General features: G+C 60.3%; 18 protein-coding genes. 13 read left to right on the forward strand and 5 right to left on the reverse strand.

Going from position 1 to position 15,304, the window contains the following annotated elements:
• Position 1 precedes the first annotated feature (1 nt).
• The 4 genes from fliH to BMF08_RS11950 are packed head-to-tail and all read left to right on the forward strand — an operon-like array spanning position 2 to position 2,891.
• The gene (gene fliH, locus BMF08_RS11935; RefSeq protein WP_072567790.1) at positions 2–706 is read left to right on the forward strand and encodes a flagellar assembly protein FliH; all 705 of its coding nucleotides are present in this window, start codon (positions 2–4) and stop codon (positions 704–706) included.
• The gene (gene fliI / locus BMF08_RS11940) at positions 699–2,042 is read left to right on the forward strand and encodes a flagellar protein export ATPase FliI (protein ID WP_072567791.1); all 1,344 of its coding nucleotides are present in this window, start codon (positions 699–701) and stop codon (positions 2,040–2,042) included. The genes fliH and fliI overlap by 8 nt, the downstream gene beginning before the upstream one ends.
• On the forward strand, positions 2,039–2,482 hold the full coding sequence (locus tag BMF08_RS11945) for a flagellar FliJ family protein (protein ID WP_072567792.1): 444 nt from the start codon (positions 2,039–2,041) through the stop codon (positions 2,480–2,482). Before fliI ends, BMF08_RS11945 begins: the two co-directional genes overlap by 4 nt.
• A gap of 4 nt (positions 2,483–2,486) precedes the next feature.
• Entirely contained in the window at positions 2,487–2,891 is a 405-nt protein-coding gene (locus tag BMF08_RS11950; RefSeq protein WP_072567793.1) for an adenylyltransferase/cytidyltransferase family protein, read from the forward strand.
• Here BMF08_RS11950 and BMF08_RS11955 read toward each other — a convergent pair.
• The 5 genes from BMF08_RS11955 to flgA all read right to left on the reverse strand — a co-directional run bounded on the left by BMF08_RS11955 (position 2,888) and on the right by flgA (position 8,739).
• Positions 2,888–5,449, reverse strand: coding sequence for a glycosyltransferase (locus BMF08_RS11955; protein ID WP_072567794.1), 2,562 nt, complete (start codon positions 5,447–5,449; stop codon positions 2,888–2,890). The two genes, BMF08_RS11950 and BMF08_RS11955, sit on opposite strands and share 4 nt — an antisense overlap.
• Positions 5,450–5,456: 7 nt before the next feature.
• The gene (locus BMF08_RS11960) at positions 5,457–6,401 is read right to left on the reverse strand and encodes a hypothetical protein (protein WP_072567795.1); all 945 of its coding nucleotides are present in this window, start codon (positions 6,399–6,401) and stop codon (positions 5,457–5,459) included.
• A 22-nt stretch (positions 6,402–6,423) separates the two neighbouring features.
• Positions 6,424–6,852 (reverse strand): flagellar protein FlgN, encoded by a 429-nt coding sequence (gene flgN / locus BMF08_RS11965; protein WP_072567796.1) that lies wholly within the window; start codon positions 6,850–6,852, stop codon positions 6,424–6,426.
• Positions 6,853–6,863: 11 nt separating this feature from the next.
• Complete coding sequence (locus tag BMF08_RS11970) at positions 6,864–7,166, reverse strand: flagellar biosynthesis anti-sigma factor FlgM (protein WP_072567797.1); 303 nt, start codon at positions 7,164–7,166, stop codon at positions 6,864–6,866.
• 808 nt (positions 7,167–7,974) lie between these two features.
• Positions 7,975–8,739, reverse strand: a complete 765-nt coding sequence (flgA, locus tag BMF08_RS11980; RefSeq protein WP_083580902.1) for a flagellar basal body P-ring formation chaperone FlgA — start codon at positions 8,737–8,739, stop codon at positions 7,975–7,977.
• 93 nt (positions 8,740–8,832) lie between these two features.
• On the opposite strand from flgA, the gene BMF08_RS11985 reads away from it, so the two are divergent.
• The 9 genes from BMF08_RS11985 (at position 8,833) to BMF08_RS12025 (ending at position 15,254) form a co-directional block, all read left to right on the forward strand.
• Entirely contained in the window at positions 8,833–9,180 is a 348-nt protein-coding gene (locus BMF08_RS11985) for a flagellar basal body protein (RefSeq protein ID WP_072567799.1), read from the forward strand.
• 2 nt (positions 9,181–9,182) lie between these two features.
• The gene (gene flgC / locus BMF08_RS11990) at positions 9,183–9,614 is read left to right on the forward strand and encodes a flagellar basal body rod protein FlgC (RefSeq protein ID WP_072567800.1); all 432 of its coding nucleotides are present in this window, start codon (positions 9,183–9,185) and stop codon (positions 9,612–9,614) included.
• The gene (locus BMF08_RS11995) at positions 9,611–10,330 is read left to right on the forward strand and encodes a flagellar hook capping FlgD N-terminal domain-containing protein (RefSeq protein WP_072567801.1); all 720 of its coding nucleotides are present in this window, start codon (positions 9,611–9,613) and stop codon (positions 10,328–10,330) included. Before flgC ends, BMF08_RS11995 begins: the two co-directional genes overlap by 4 nt.
• A 27-nt stretch (positions 10,331–10,357) precedes the next feature.
• On the forward strand, positions 10,358–11,551 hold the full coding sequence (gene flgE, locus BMF08_RS12000) for a flagellar hook protein FlgE (protein WP_072567802.1): 1,194 nt from the start codon (positions 10,358–10,360) through the stop codon (positions 11,549–11,551).
• A 3-nt stretch (positions 11,552–11,554) separates the two neighbouring features.
• The gene (locus BMF08_RS12005; RefSeq protein WP_072567803.1) at positions 11,555–12,292 is read left to right on the forward strand and encodes a flagellar basal body rod protein FlgF; all 738 of its coding nucleotides are present in this window, start codon (positions 11,555–11,557) and stop codon (positions 12,290–12,292) included.
• A 24-nt stretch (positions 12,293–12,316) separates the two neighbouring features.
• Positions 12,317–13,102 (forward strand): flagellar basal-body rod protein FlgG, encoded by a 786-nt coding sequence (gene flgG / locus BMF08_RS12010; protein ID WP_072567804.1) that lies wholly within the window; start codon positions 12,317–12,319, stop codon positions 13,100–13,102.
• A 48-nt stretch (positions 13,103–13,150) separates the two neighbouring features.
• Positions 13,151–13,816 (forward strand): flagellar basal body L-ring protein FlgH, encoded by a 666-nt coding sequence (flgH, locus tag BMF08_RS12015; RefSeq protein ID WP_072567805.1) that lies wholly within the window; start codon positions 13,151–13,153, stop codon positions 13,814–13,816.
• 64 nt (positions 13,817–13,880) lie between these two features.
• Positions 13,881–14,945: a flagellar basal body P-ring protein FlgI gene (locus tag BMF08_RS12020; RefSeq protein WP_234007228.1), complete on the forward strand. Its 1,065-nt coding sequence runs from the start codon at positions 13,881–13,883 to the stop codon at positions 14,943–14,945.
• Positions 14,946–15,254, forward strand: coding sequence for a rod-binding protein (locus tag BMF08_RS12025; RefSeq protein ID WP_072567807.1), 309 nt, complete (start codon positions 14,946–14,948; stop codon positions 15,252–15,254). It abuts the gene before it with no gap.
• The last annotated feature ends 50 nt before the right edge of the window (positions 15,255–15,304 follow it).

Below are 15,304 nucleotides of genomic sequence, written 5' to 3' on the forward strand. Positions count from 1 at the left end.
AATGGATACGCTTCGCGGCCGCTACCGGGTATACCGTTTCCCGCCGCGCCACACCATTTCTGCCACTGCGCCCGCCGCCGCAGGGCTTTCTGCGGCTGACTTTCAGCGTCAGTTGATGGACGGCTTTCAGGAAGGGCTGCAAAAAGGCTTTGCCCAGGGCCTCAGCGAAGGCCAGGCGCAGGGACATGCAGAAGGGCTGCAACAGGGTCAGGAAGAAGGCTATCGTCAGGGTTTCGCGGAGGGCAGTCTCGCCGGTCAGCAGGAAGGGCGGAGCCAGTTTAATCAGGCCGCCGCGCCGCTGGAGGCAATTGCCGCCCGCCTGAACGACTATCTGGCGCACTGCGAACGCAAACAACGGGACGACCTGCTGCAACTGGTGGAAAAAGTCACCCGCCAGGTGATCCGCTGTGAACTGGCGCTGCAACCGACGCAACTGCTGGCGCTGGTGGAGGAGGCGATCACCGCGCTGCCCGCCGTGCCGGAGTCGCTACAGGTTTATTTAAGCAGCGAGGAGTTCGCCCGCATTCAGAGCGTCGCCCCGGCGAAAGTGAAAGAGTGGGGGCTGGCCCCCTCCGCCGATCTCCAGCCGGGAGAGTGCCGCGTGGTGACGCCCACCTCCGAACTGGACGTCGGCTGTGAACACCGCCTCGAACAGTGCATGAGCGTGTTAACCGACACGCTGGTGCCGGATGCGCCGGATGCGTGACGATCCGCTGTTTGACAGCGCCCTGCGCTCCATTGAATCCATTTCTTTCGCCCGCGTCGCCGGACGGCTGGTGCGCATGAACGGCCTGCTGCTGGAGAGCGTTGGCTGCCCGCTGGCCACCGGGCAACTCTGTCGGGTGGAAAGCGCTAATCGCGAGCTGATCGAGGCTCAGGCCGTCGGCTTTAACCGCGATATCACCTATCTGATGCCCTTTAAAACGCCCTCCGGGCTGATGGCCGGGGCGCGCGTTTTCCCCGAAGAGAAAGCGCAGGAGATCCTGATCGGCGAAAGCTGGCTCGGCAGGGTGGTGAATGGGCTGGGCGAGCCGATTGATGGCAAAGGCAAAACCGGCGGCAGCCATCTGTTAGCGCCGCTCGCGCCCGCCATCAACCCTCTGACGCGCCAGCCGGTGGCGGAACCGCTGGATGTGGGCGTGAAAGCCATCAACGGTATGCTGACCATCGGCAAAGGCCAGCGCGTCGGCCTGATGGCAGGCAGCGGCGTCGGCAAAAGCGTGCTGCTCGGCATGATCACCCGTCAGACGCGGGCGCAGATCGTGGTGGTCGGGCTTATCGGCGAGCGTGGACGCGAAGTTAACGAGTTTATCGAACACTCGCTGGGCGACGAGGGCCTGGCAAAATCCATCGTGGTGGCGGCGCCTGCGGATGCCTCGCCGCTGATGCGCCTCAAGGCCACCGAACTGTGCCACGCCATCGCCGCGTTTTTTCGCGACCAGGGTTATGACGTGCTGCTGCTGGTGGATTCGCTCACCCGTTACGCCATGGCGCAGCGGGAAATTGCCCTCTCGCTCGGCGAGCCCCCCGCCACCAAAGGCTATCCGCCGTCGGCTTTTGGCATTATTCCCCGTCTGGTGGAGAGCGCGGGCAACAGTGACAGTCATGGCTCGATGACGGCGATCTACACCGTGCTGGCGGAAGGGGATGACCAGCAGGATCCCATCGTCGACTGCGCCCGCGCGGTGCTCGACGGGCATATTGTGCTGACGCGCAAACTGGCGGAAGCGGGGCACTATCCCGCCATTGATATCAGCCAGTCCATCAGCCGCTGTATGACGCAGATTATTCCCGCTGCCCATCAGCGCGCCGCCCGGCTGCTTAAACAGCATTACGCCGCTTATATGGAAATCAAACCGCTGATCCCCCTCGGCGGCTATGTCGCCGGGGCCGACGCTACCGTGGATAAAGCGGTAAAACTCTTTCCGGTCATCGAGCGGTTTTTGCGTCAGGAGATGCACGAGGCGGCGCCTCTCGACGCCGTACAGGCGCAGCTCAGCGCGCTCTTTCCCGCCGCTAAACAGGCAGAGGTGAAAAAATGAAGCCAATGATCGCCACCCTTGCGCAGCTTCAGCGGCTGCGCGACCGCAGAGTGAAAGACATCACCGTACAGCTCGCCGAACAGCAGCAGCTGTGCGCCCGTTACGACAGCAATATCAAAGCGCTCGGCTACCTGTTCGATAAAACGCAGATTAACGGCAGCGACGCGCCATCGGTGGAAGTTCTCAAAAACGTCACCGGCTACAAAGGCAGTCTGCAACGGGTGATCGCCTGGCAGGAGCAGGAAAAAACCCTCGCGAAAATCAAAGCCAACCGCATACAGAAAAACCTCGTTCGCGCCGCCTGCGACGAAAAAATCGTCGCACTGACCCTCAACGACCAGCGCCGGGCGCTGAGGCAGGAACAGCAAACCCACGCCCAGAAATCGCTCGATGAGATCGCCAGCCAGTGCTGGCTGCGCCAGCGTAAGCGGCCGGAGTAAAGTCATGCGCACCGTCATTACTTTTGGCACCTTCGATGTCTTTCACATCGGCCACCTGCATATTCTTAACCGGGCAAGAAAGCTCGGGGATCGGCTGGTGGTGGGCGTGTCGTCCGATCAACTGAACCGGCAAAAAAAGTCGCGCGCCCCGCTCTATGATGAGCAGGCGCGGCTGCAAATCATCAGCGCGTTAAAATGCGTCGATGCGGTCTTTCTTGAACAGGCGCTGGAATTAAAACGCGCTTACATCCGCCAGCACCAGGCCAGCGTTCTGGTGATGGGGGATGACTGGCAGGGGCGCTTTGACGATCTCAGGGATATGTGTCAGGTAATTTACCTGCCACGTACCCCTTCGGTTTCCACCACGTCCATAATCGAACTGGCCGGACGCGTTCTCAGCCATCCTTAAAACAGTTTCTGCCGCAGGCTGTGCAGCAGGCTGAAGGCCTGCGGATCGGCTGGCGTATCCACGGCGGCCATCAGGCACGCCGCGGCGCGTTGCCCGGCGTTACCATCCCGGAAGGCGTCACAATAATGATGGCGAATGTCAGCAAGCGCCGCCTCCCGCGAGGCCCAGTCAGAGTCAGCGGACAGCTGCTGGCGAAGCTGGATCATATCGCCGGCCACCGGCAGCAGCGCGCGGATCTTTTGCTCGGCGCTGTGTGGATTGCTGTAAGTCACATCCTGAGCCAGCAGATCGTCCATCCCCGCCCAGTCGAGCAAAATAACCCGTTTCCCGGCGTGGATGGCATCGAAAATAAATCCGCTGTTATCCGTCAGCACATAGTCGGCGCACGCCAGCAACGGCAGGGTTAAATCATGGCGGGTGACGCATTTTTTGAAATGGCGTTTGATTAACGCCAGGTCATCCGCCTCTTCGACGCGGTGCAGCGTGCCGTGGTGCAGTTTCACCACCAGGTTATATTCACGGCTCAGACGTGACAACGATCCCGCCCAGTGCGGTATAGAGCTTAACGTGCCGAAACTGGGGGCATACAGCAGCGTCGGTTTTTTTGTATCCAGCCGCAGGCCTGCCAGCGCCGACAGATCCACGTCACCCCGATGCCATTTATCGAAGCGCGGATTGCCCACCACCACTGCATTGCCATTGATGTTCAGCGCCTGCTGGCTGTAGTGGCTGAAGCAGAGAATATGGTCATAAAAGGCGTTCCACCAGGCATGATTCCAGGATTCTTTTGCCAGACCATACATCGCCCGAACCTGCACCTTTGCCAGCGATTTCAGCATCGGCGTGTAATAGGGGCTGACCAGGCAGGCATACTGCTGGCGGCGATTGATCGCCTCGCTAAGGCGGCTGCCGCTGAGGCGCGGCTCATCCAGCGCCGCCAGCAACTGCTGCAGTTCATGACGCAATCCCTGCGGCACCTGATCGCTTACCAGCAGATCGCAGGGATAACCGGCCGCAAGCAGTGGAGCGATCATCGGCTGATAAAGCTGATAATGAAAGGCGGTTTCCAGAAAAAAACCGATGGTTTTCCCCAGCCGGTTTGCCACCGGCGGCTGTTGCGCTTTACGTTTTTCCGCCAGGTGGTTACCGCCCATTTTGCTGAAATAGAAATGGATATGGTCAGTATCTTTTTGCTCGATATCGCTGAAGCCAGGCCGCTGATAGCTGATGCACGGGTAGAAGGAAAGCCACTTTCCGCGCGCCTGTAACGGCTGCCAGCGCGCTTCCAGTTGGATGGCCGGATCTTCCTGCAGCTGTTTGAGCAGCGCCGGGTAATAAGGCCGGTTGACCAGATACGCGCAGACTTTTTCGCTGTCGCTGGCGCGTACCATCCCCGGCAGGCTTTTCATCGGCTGGCCCTTTGTCACCTGCGCGCCGAGCAGCACCACTTCCCATGCAAGATGCGGCAGCGCCGCCAGCAGCGCGTTCAGTCCGCTGATATGTTTTTCCTGCCTGAGCAGCAGGGCGTCATCCTCCAGCACCAGCACGCTGGCAAAGCCTTCATCCTGCGCCATCTGCAACGCCTGCTGATGCGAGCGCGTGCGGCCCAGCGCTGGCTGCGGATGCTCGCAGGCGCTCACGCGCCGCACTTTATCTGCCGGAACCTGAAGCGCCGCCAGTGTTTGCTGCATCTGCTGCCAGCGGTCGGTGCGGGCATCGCGGTTGATGACAAGGATTTTGTCGATACGCGACCACTGCACCGGCTGCCCGCCGGTGGCATTGTGCAGGCTCTGATACCAGGCCCGCAGCAGCGGATCCGTCACCACCTCTTCCAGCGTCTGGCTGACGGGCTGGCTGCTGCCGAGGATAAAATCTTTATCGAAGGTGTTCTGGCTGTGAGAGATGCACAAAATAGTGCGCTCGCACGGCAGCTGTAAGGGGTTGACGGTGAAATTATCGGTAAAGGCCTGCTCCTCGCCGAGGTTACAGTTATCGTCGTAACGGTGTTTTTTCAGGTAGTTACGGTGATAAGCGAAGGTGCCGTTAAGAATATGCTGCTCGCCGAAGGCGTGAGTTTTAAAGATGCGATTAATATGGCTGTACCAGATGGGGATCCGATCGGAGCCGGAAATCAGCGCGCCATGACGCTGCATCATACTGACGGTATACGACAGCTTATCCGACGGATAAAAATCGTCGTCGTCCATGCAGACAATGTATTCCCCGCGCGCCAGCTCGTTAAGCATATTGCGTTTCTTGCCCAGCGCCAGCCGCTCAGGGTGATGGATATAGCGAATATTAAAGCGCGCCGGATCGCTGTTCGTCAGGGCATTAATAGTGTCGATCTGGCTGGTGTCGGAGTCATCCAGAATAATCAGCTCGCGCCGATCCGCCGGATAATCCTGATAGCGGAACATATACAGCAGATAAGGCAGAAAGGCGGCGCGGTTCCAGGTGGGCGTCACCACGCTGACAAAGGGTAGCGGGCGAGCGCCGCGCGGCGCGGCGTTGTCCAGCAGCGTGGCGATCAGACTGGGTTTTGGCGAGAGATGTGACATAGCGGTATCACCTGACCAGCAGGGAGATCGCCGTCAGCAGCGGATCCGGTTGATCCGCCAGCAGCGCCGCGCGTTCAGCGGTGGCTTTTTCATCAAGACGCCAGGCTTCGAAAACGCTGAACAGGCTGATGGCCTGCGCATGGCTGATGGTCGAGCCATCCATCAGCCACAGGCTGAACAGCGAACGCAGCAGAAAATAGTCGCTCACCAGGTGCAGATAGCAGGTCAGCATGTCGTGATGATCCTGGCCTGGAAACGTCTCATGATAGAGGCGATACACCAGATAGTTGGTCCAGATCCACGGCCTGTCCGCAAAGGCCTTTTGGCCTTCACGCGCCCACACGTCCAGCAGCTGTTGCTGCATCAGGGCTTCGCTGTTGGCATCAGCCAGCGCCAGCAGGCTGAGCTGCAACGGCAGGCTCATTTTGCGCGTGCAGTCCACCAGGCGATCCCAGTCAAAAGGCAGACGCCCAAGGCTGCCGATCAGCTGGCGCTGCGGTCCGGCAATCACCGGCAACTGCGCGAACATCTCCGCCAGCGTGCCGCGGGCGGCGTAACCCGCCAGCGTCTGCGGCAGCGATTTCAGTGTTTCCAGCGCATCATCACTGTCGGCAGGCAATTTTTGTGCGTAAGAGAGCATCACGCCGAGGGCGTACAGGCGCAGGTCAATGCTCAGATCGGGCAGGGTGACAATATCCAGCGCCGCCTGATTCAGCACCTGTAAATGTTGCGGCAGCGCCGCCACGCCCGGCACCGGCTCGGTCATTTTGACCTGCAAAACGAACGCCTCCGGCGAGCCGAGCACCGCCTCGCAGCAGTCGGGATCGTCTAACAGCAGGCTACAACGCGCTTCATGCTGCCAGTTGATCACCAGCGGCTGGCGGATGGCAGCGGGATGCTGCGCCCGGTAGTGGCGGATAAACGCCGGTTCGTAACACTCAATCTGGTTCATAGGATTCTCATACGCGCCGGGACTAGCCGCGGTAGATAAAATCGGGCCCCGTGCCGAGGAAGGTTTGCACAAATTCGTACTGCATGGTCAGCAGTTCGCCGTTTTTTTCGTTACAGCTCTGACAGGACGCCGCCTGGCGCTCCAGCTGTTGCCAGCTCTGTTGTGCCGCGTGTTTTTGTGCCGCAGGCAGCCAGCTGAACACCTGCGCGATGCCGTCGCGGTCAGCGCTGACGCCAAGGTTTAGCAGCGTCTCGCGGCGGGCGCGGGCGCTGTCGCTCAGACGCTGATAGCGCTGGTGGATGGCGTCGTTGACGGCGAGCAGGGCGTCGCTGTCGCGGCGGATCATGCACAGGCGCTGTTCGTCGAGCTGCGCGCGCAGCTGACGGTAATCTTCTTCATCCTGACGGATGCCGCGCAGCAGGCTTTTTACCTGCTCAAGTCGGGTGGTCATGGGCATGTCTCTTACGACTGGAAAAAGGCCAGCATCGAGGCGGCCAGCGCGTCGGTGTCGACGGTAAAATCGTCTGAAGCCAGCAGCGCCTGCATTTCTGCGACGCGTGTCGTGTCGACGTTTTCGCTGTCGTCGCCGTCAAGGCTGGACTGCGCGGTGTGCAACCCCTGCTGGGTGATGTCCTCTGCGCCCGGCAGGGTGGCGATCGTTTGCGCCGCCGCGTCCGCAGATTTTTTTTGCGACGAGGTGGTCGTCGGGCGCGAGGCCAGCGGCAGCTGTCTGATTTTAATACCTGACTCGTTAGTGATGGCCATGGTGTTTACTCGTTGATTAAGCAGGGTTTGTCCTGGCGGCGGGCGGTGATATGCCCTGTATGCTGGTGTAAAGCGGCGCGGAGCGAGGAAAACTTAAACGGGGGGAGGGGATTTTTTTCTGGGGGGAGATTGCGCTCTGGTGACTATTGCGTTTGGTACCGGGTAGGTTGCGCTCTTACTGACTTCTTAGTACGGCTTTAACAGTGGGTGCACAGAGCGCGCAGGGGGCGGCCAGTCGCCGCCGCCCCCTGCACCCCCGGGCTCCCGGCAGGAAAATCGCCGCTTCGCGGTGCCCTCGGCTTATCCCTTCCGGCTTCGGGTCGGGCGCGATGCAGCGTCCCTGCAAGTCGCGCCCTCAGCCCGCATCCATGCGGGCTGCCCCGGCCGTAAGTGAACGCCTCAGCGATTTTCAGCCGGACTCCCCACACTTCCAGATTTTTTATAAACCCAATATCGCGGTTCCTGTAAGTTCAAATAAACTTCAAGCCACTCAGTCGTAACAAACCGTCATCGTAATTAACGCGAGGGGTTGAGTCCCCGCTGAAACCGGCGAGCCGGAGGCCGGATGACAAGGGCTGGACGCCATGGATGGCGGCCAGAGGCGAAATGAGGCAGGATGCCGAATCGAGCCGACCGCGGGCAGACGGCCGGGAGGTGAGCGCAGTGCGCAGCACCGGTTTCTGTGCGGGGCCGCGGGGATTGCTAAGGGGGCCGCGGTGGCCCCCTTAGCACGTTCACCGTCAGCGGCGTCACGCCTGACACGAAACGCAAAGTGAACGGAACATTCCACCACACTTAACCACCCCGCTCACTGCGCCACCGCTGCCACCACCACCCCTGGCGCCTCCACCGTCGCACTCACCACCCGCTGGCTGCTCGCATTCTGTACCTTAATCACCTCCCCCTGATGCCCGCTTTTCAGCGCCACCCCGCTGGTCTGCGCGGTGATCTCCCCGTTGCGCGACACCAGCGTCACCGCCTGATCCCGCTTCACCCACAGCGGCCGAACCACATCGTTCGCCTTCACCGGCGTATTCACCCGCAGCGCATGGCGGGCGGTCAGGCCGAGCACCTCTTCCATCTTCATCACCAGCTCACCACGTTGATTGCTGATATTAAATTTTTTCAGCGTCAGCGCGTCAGCGGTCAGGGTTTCGCCACGCGCGATCTCCCGCGCGGGCATCACTACCGGCAGGTAAATATCCGCTTTCACCGTCACGGTAAAGCGCCAGCCTGCCGCCCCAGGACAGAGCACGCTGTAGCCGAGGCGCGGCAGCGTTTTCGCGCTGGCGGTAAAGATCGGCGGTTGCGGGCAGGGGGCCGCGCTGGCGACGGCGGCGGGCATAAAGACGTTGAAGCGGGAATGGTAATCGGGCCACTGCTTTTGCGCGGCCAGGTTCTTTACCGTCTGCTCAGCAAGCTGGATCGCGCCCTGGTTAATTTGCTGTCGCGCGCTGTCGGTTATCACCGCGCAGGCGGGGAATGTCAGCAGCAGCAGGGCCGCCGTCAGGGCTTCCGCCAGCGGAAAAGGAAGGCGGAAAAAGGCTTTCCGCGGCGACGGGGTATTCTTCATAAAAACTTTACCTTTCAATAAATTAAAAAATTGGCACGCCAATTGCTTAAAGGGCCAGCCAGTCAGAATTTAGTGAAGGAGAGTTGCAGAAGAATGGGCATCAGTTTTCAGCAAGCATTTGGTGTACATCCGCAGGCAGTGGCGTTACGTCTTGAGAGGACCGAGCTAATCACCGCCAACCTGGCAAACGTGGATACGCCAAATTTCAAGGCTAAAGATATTGATTTTGCCGCCGAGATGCAACGGGCAAATTTTCACCAGCCTGCGGCAAAGGCGGTGGCGATGTACCGCGTGCCCCTGCAACCGAGTCAGGACGGTAATACCGTCGATCTGGACGCGGAGCAGGCGCGGTTTTCGCAAAACAGTATGGATTATCAGAGCAGCCTGACGTTTTTAAATCTGCAAATCAGCGGCCTGCGCGCCGCTATTGAAGGGAAGTAACCATGTCTTTTGCTGACATTTATCAGATTTCGGGTTCGGCGATGAGCGCCCAGACGGTGCGTCTGAATACCGTCGCCAGCAATATCGCCAACGCCGATTCGCCTGCCGCCAGCGAGGCCGCCACCTACAAAGCCCGCAGCCCGGTGTTTGCGGCGGAGTACCACAGCAGCCTGGCGGCGGCGGGGCATCATGAGATGACCGGCGCCAGCGTGCGGCTGGAGGATGTGGTGGAAACCGGCACCGCCGTGCGTCGCTACGAGCCGCATCATCCGATGGCGGATGAGAACGGCTACGTCTGGTATCCGGACGTGAACGTCGTCGAACAGATGGCCGACATGATGTCCGCGTCGCGGGATTTCGAAACCAACGTCGATGTGCTCAATAACGTGAAAAGTATGCAGCAAAGCCTGCTGCGGCTGGGAGAAAACGCATGAGCGCCACGGCAGTAAACAGCACCCAGCCGGGCGCAACGACGCAGGAAAGTGCTGCAACGGTGAGCAGTAACCCTGGTGACCAGACCACCACCTCCACCAGCAGCTCGATGGCGGACACCTTTCTGACCCTGCTGGTGGCGGAGATCCAGAACCAGGATCCGACCAATCCGACCGACCCGACGGAATACATCACCCAGCTGTCGTCGATGGCGCAGGTGGCGATGGCGGAGGAGATGTCGGTGCAGATGAATACTAACGCGGTGCTGATGAGCAACATCCAGGTGATGGCCCTCGGCAATCTGGTGGGCGATCCGATCATGGTGCAGACCTCCACGCTGAGCGTTGACGACAGCGCCATTCACGGTCGCGTAACCATTGATGATGCCTGTACCACCGTCGATCTCCACTTCACCGACGAAGCCGGTAACGACTACGTGGTGCCGCTGGGCACGCAGTCGCCGGGCCAGGTGAGCTTCGATATCGATCCGGCGGATTACGGCATTCCCCCCGGTGATTACGAAGTGTCGGTGGTGACCAACACCGGGGAAGAAGAAGTACCGGTTGAGGTGGCGGGCGTGGTCAACGACGTGCGCATTCCGCTGGACGGCAGCACGCCGGTGCTCAACGTCAGCGGCATCGGCGAGGTGCCTTTCACCATGATCAGCCAGTTCGGCGTGCCGGATGATGTCGCGCCTGCCGATGACGTTTTGGTTTAACCCTTACAAGGAACACAGGATTATTTTATGAGTTATGAAATTGCAGCAACCGGGCTGAACGCAGTTAACGAACAGCTGGACGGCATCAGTAACAATATCGCCAACGCCGGGACGGTGGGCTACAAATCCATGACCACCGAGTTCTCGGCGATGTATGCCGGCAGCCAGGCGATGGGCGTCAGCGTCAGCGGCACGGCGCAGAGCATCTCCCGCGGCGGTTCAATGGTCTCCACCGGCAATGCGCTGGATCTGGCGATTAACAACGACGGCTTTTTCGTCACCTGCGACAGCGCGGGCAACGTCTGTTACACCCGCTCCGGTTCATTTACCACCGATAAAGACGGCTATATCGTCAACACCTCCGGCGACTATTTGCAGGGCTATCCGGTGGATGACAGCGGTACGCTGCAAACCGGTACGGTAACCGATCTGCAAATCCAGACCGGCAATATTCCGGCGAAAGCTACCGACAGCGTGAGCTTCGGCGCCAACTTCGACGCCAGCGACGAGGCCATCGACACCGCCGCGGTGCCCTTTGATGCCACCAATGCCGCGTCTTACAACGACACCTACACCACCACGGTTTACGACTCGCTGGGCAACGAGCACACCGTCAGCCAGTACTTCACCAAAACGGCGGATAACACCTGGCAGGTGCATTACAGCTTTGATGGCGAAACGCAAAGCACCACCACCGAACTGGTCTTCGACAGCGCCGGTAAGCTCACCAGCCCGACCACGCCTGTGGCACTGAGCTTTGACGTGCCGGGAGCGGATCCGCTGACCCTGACCATGGATTACGGCACCTGCACCCAGTTCGGTTCGGAATTCGCTGTCAGTACCAACAGCGCCAACGGTTACGCCTCGGCGGAGCAGAACGGCGTGCAGGTGGACAGCGACGGCAAAGTTTATGCCACCTACAGCAACGGCGAGCGCATGTTGCAGGGGCAGGTGGTGCTGGCGACCTTCCCGAACGAAAACGGCCTTGAAGCGGTGAGCGGTACCTCATGGGTACAGACCGGCGAATCCGGCACCCCGCTGCTGGGCGTGCCCGGATCCGGGGCCTGCGGCACGCTGAGCACCGGCATGCTGGAAGGCTCGAACGTCGATATTACCGGCGAGCTGGTGGCGCTGATGTCGGCGCAGCGTAATTATCAGGCCAACACCAAAGTGATCTCCACCAGCACCCAGCTGGATCAGGCGCTGTTCCAGGCGATGTAAGACATGGACCGTTTACTTTTTACCGCCATGAGCGGAGCGACCCATGCGTTGCAGGGGCAGGCGATCAGCGCCAATAACCTGGCGAACGCCAGTACCACAGGTTTTCGCGCCGATCTGGCGCTGTCGCAAAGCCTGCCGGTGAACGGCAACGGTTTCGCCACTCGCGTGATGAGCCAACAGACGCCCGGCGGGGTGAACAGCGCCACTGCCGATGCTCAGGAAACCGGGCGGCCGCTGGACGTGGCCATTCAGGGCGATGGTTACATCGCCGTGCTGGATGACGACGGCCAGGAGGTCTACACCCGCAACGGCAATATCCAGCAGAACGACCAGGGCGAGCTGACCATCGACGGACATCCGGTGCTCGGCGACGGCGGCCCCATTGTGCTGCCGCCGAACGCCATCGCCTCCTTTGGCAGCGACGGCACCCTGTCCATCACTCCGGACGACGGCGATGTTACCGCCACCATGGATATCGACCGCCTGAAGCTGGTGACCATTGCGCAAAACAACCTCAGCAAAAATGAGCGCGGCATGATGATCACCCGCGACGGCCAGCCCGCGCAGCCCGATGAAAACGTCAGGGTCAGCGGCGGCTTTCTGGAGGGCAGCAACGTCTCCGCCGTCGCGGAAATGCTGGCCTCCATTTCCTTAAACCGCCAGTTCGAAGCGCAGATCAAAATGATGAAGGCGGCGGAAGAACTGAGCGAATCCGGTAACCGTTTACTTCGTGGCTCCTGAGGGGCCGCGTGATCAGGATAAAAAATGAACGCAGCTTTATGGATCAGTAAAACCGGTCTGGCGGCGGAAGACTCCGAAATGAGCGCTATCGCCAACAACATCGCCAACGTCAACACCAACGGCTTCAAGCGTGACCGGGTGATGTTTCAGGATCTGTTTTATCAGAATCAGCGTGCGCCGGGGGCAATGCTCGATCAGAACAACATTGCGCCCACCGGCATTCAGTACGGCACCGGCGTGCGCGTGGTCGGCACGCAGAAAACCTTCACCGAAGGCAATATCCAGACCACCGAGAACCCGCTGGACGTCGCCATTATGGGGCAGGGCTTTTTTCAGGTGCAGAAAGCCAACGGCGACAGCGCCTACAGTCGCGACGGCAATTTGCAGGTTAACGCCGACGGCGTTCTGACCAACGCCCAGGGGTTGCCCATCCAGCCGGAAATCGACGTGCCCGCCAACGCCACTGACATCACCATCGCTGAAGACGGCACGGTGATGGCGATGATGCCGGGCGAAGCCGAGCCGACTGAACTGGGGCAGATCACGCTGGTGAACTTTACCAACCCGGCGGGGCTGATGGCGGAAGGGGACAACCTTTATCTGGAAACCGCCGCCAGCGGCCAGCCGACGGAAGGCACGCCGGGCGAGGACGCGCTGGGCACCCTGAAGGCCGGGGCGCTGGAAGGCTCTAACGTCGACATCGTTAACGAAATGGTGGCGATGATCACCGTCCAGCGGGCCTATGAGATGAACGCCAAAATGGTCTCCGCCGCCGACGAGATGTTGCAGTACATCAATCAGAACATGTAGGGCTAAGGGCCGCCTGCGCGCGGCCCGTCTGAAGTAACAGGAACGAAAGTGAAAAAATATTTGTGGTTAATCATGGCATTGCCGCTGTTAAGCGGCTGCGAGTCGCAGGCGATGCTGGTCAGCAAAGACGACGCCGCCTTTGCGCCGCCTGACGCGGCGGTAGCGCCGACGCCGGAAGGGCGCGCGGGCGGGGTCTTTCAGGCGGGCTATAACTGGTCGCTTACCGCGGATCGCCGTGCCTATCGCGTGGGCGATATTCTGACGGTGATCCTCGATGAATCCACCCAGTCCAGCAAACAGGCGAAAACCAATTTCGACAAGAGCAGCAGTCTGGATATCGCCGCCCCCACGATTTTTGGCAAAACCAAAGACAAACTGGAAAGCTCTGCTGACGCTGACCGCAGCTTTGATGGCGGGGCCAGCTCACAGCAGCAAAACAGTCTTCACGGCTCGATTACCGTGTCGGTTCATCAGGTTTTGCCAAATGGCGTGATGGAGATCCGCGGCGAGAAGTGGCTGACCCTTAATCAGGGGGATGAATATATCCGCCTGAGCGGGCTGGTGCGTGCCGACGATGTGCAGAACGACAATACCGTTTCCTCGCAGCGGATCGGCAATGCGCGTATTTCCTACGCCGGGCGCGGGGCGCTCAGCGACGCCAATGCCGCAGGCTGGCTGACGCGGCTGTTCAACCATCCTCTGTTCCCGCTGTAACCCGGAGTTGTTTATGAAGTGTTTTACATGTCCACAGGGGCGCTGGCTGCTGCTCATTACCCTGATGCTGACGCTGTTTACCGTCCATGCTCAGTCGCTGGAGTCGCTGGTGGATATTCAGGGCGTGCGCGGCAACCAGCTCATCGGCTACAGCCTGGTGGTCGGTCTTGACGGCACCGGCGATAAAAATCAGGTGAAGTTCACCAACCAGACCATCACCAATATGCTGCGTCAGTTCGGCGTGCAGCTGCCATCGAAAATCGATCCGAAGGTGAAAAACGTCGCCGCCGTGGCGGTGAGCGCCACGCTGCCGCCGATGTACGCCCGCGGACAGAATATTGATGTGACGGTGTCGTCCATTGGCGATGCAAAAAGCCTGCGCGGCGGCACGCTGCTGCTGACGCAGTTGCACGGCGCGGATGGCGAAGTTTACGCGCTGGCGCAGGGTAACGTGGTGGTCGGCGGCATGAACGCCAGCGGGGCCAGCGGCTCCAGCGTCACGGTCAACACGCCCACCAGCGGGCGCATCCCTAACGGCGCGTCGGTGGAGCGGGAAATTCCCAGCGACTTCGGCATGAGCAATGCGGTGATGCTTAACCTCAAGCGTCCGAGCTTTAAGGATGCCAATAACATTGCGGCGGCCATCAACCGCGCCTTTGGCGGTGGCCTGGCGACGGCGAAAAGTTCCACTAACGTCGAAGTGATCGCCCCCACCGACGCCGGTGCGCGCGTGGCCTTTATGTCGCAGCTGGAGGATGTGCAGGTGCAGGCGGAGCGGGTACGGGCGAAAGTGGTGTTTAACGCCCGTACCGGCACGGTGGTGATGGGTGACGGCGTGGCGCTGCATGCGGCGGCGGTGTCTCATGGCAATCTGACGGTGTCGATCTCCGAAACCACCCGCGTCAGCCAGCCGAACGCCATGTCCCGTGGCCGCACCGTGGCGTCGCCGGACAGCAACGTCAACGTCGATCATGCGCGTCCGCAAATGGTGGCGCTGCCGGAGTCCACCAGCCTGAAAACCCTGGTCAGCGTGCTGAACGGTCTGGGCGCCTCGCCGGACGATGTGATGTCGATTTTGCAGGCGCTGCATGAGGCGGGCGCGCTGGATGCCGATCTGGAGGTGATTTAAATGGAAAACCTTAACGCCATTACCCACGCCCTGCGCGCCCCTGACAGCCCCGACGCGGCGGCGGTGCGTGACCATGACATAAAAGAAGCATCAGCCCAGTTTGAAGCGATTTTCATGCGCAGCCTGATGAAAGAGATGCGCAAGGTTAATGCGCTGTTCGACTCGAAAGACAACCCGTTTAACAGCGATGCGGTGCGCACCATGCAGGGTTTTTACGACGACGCCCTGTGCGACGAACTGGCTAAACACCAGGGGATCGGCATCGCGGAGATGCTGGTAAAGCAGCTGTCTGCACAGCGTCACGATTAAGGTTTAAGAACGGGCGCGGTCCGGTCGCTTTAGGTAGCAAACGCGAATTT

The organism is Enterobacter sp. SA187 (genome assembly GCF_001888805.2).
In the GTDB taxonomy this organism is placed as follows: domain Bacteria; phylum Pseudomonadota; class Gammaproteobacteria; order Enterobacterales; family Enterobacteriaceae; genus Enterobacter_D.